The organism is Plantibacter sp. CFBP 8804, from assembly GCF_014841225.1.
GTDB classification, from domain to species: Bacteria; Actinomycetota; Actinomycetes; order Actinomycetales; family Microbacteriaceae; genus Plantibacter; species Plantibacter auratus.
The window spans coordinates 1-688 of sequence record NZ_JACYTU010000040.1 but is presented as its reverse complement, the minus strand read 5'-3'; the positions used below and the strand labels follow the sequence as shown (position 1 = coordinate 688).

The following is a 688-nucleotide window of genomic DNA, read 5'->3' as shown; positions in this document are numbered from 1 at the left end:
GCCGGCCCGGTGTCACTGCACCGGGCCGGCGGCTCCTGCCTCCCCCTACCGAGCCTCCGAAGGAGCACCCATGTCCAAGCAACCCACCCTCCTCGCCGCCGCGGGCCTCGCCATCGTCGCCCTCGCCGGATGCACCGACGCGGATGCGACGTCGACGTCGAGCGCGTCACCGACGACTGCCGCCGAATCCACCACCGGTTCCGAGTACACGATCCCCGACGTCACCGGTGAGTGCGTCGACGGCACGGCGACCATCGTCGACGACAGCTCCAACGTGACCATCGACGGCGACTGCGAGACCGTCGTGGTGGAGGCCTCCAACAGCATCGTGACCGTGACGGGAGCCGTCGTGAACCTCTCGTTCAACAGCTCCATCACCCTCGTGAACGTCTTGACCGTCGACAACGTCACGTTCGTCGAAGGAGCCAACGGCAACAAGGTCGCGACCTCGTCGGCCCCGGTGGTCACCGACAGCGGGGAGGGCAACACCGTCGGCGCTGAGTAGTTCGCGGGCACTGCCGCTTGTGCCAGGAATCGCTTGTCGGGCCGTCTCGGAGCGGCCTCGTTGTCGGGGTCGGACAACGACGTCGCACGTGATGGGGCTGTCGGGATACGGTCGCATCCGTGCACCTCATCTTCCGCACCATCGCCATGTTCCTGCAGTCCCGCCGTCGAGCCCGCCGCGGCG

At 68.0% G+C, this 688-nt stretch carries 1 protein-coding gene; it reads left to right on the top strand.

The window, feature by feature from the left end:
* Positions 1-70: 70 nt before the first annotated feature.
* Positions 71-505, top strand: coding sequence for a hypothetical protein (locus IFU11_RS19955; protein ID WP_137244223.1), 435 nt, complete (start codon positions 71-73; stop codon positions 503-505).
* Positions 506-688: the final 183 nt, after the last annotated feature.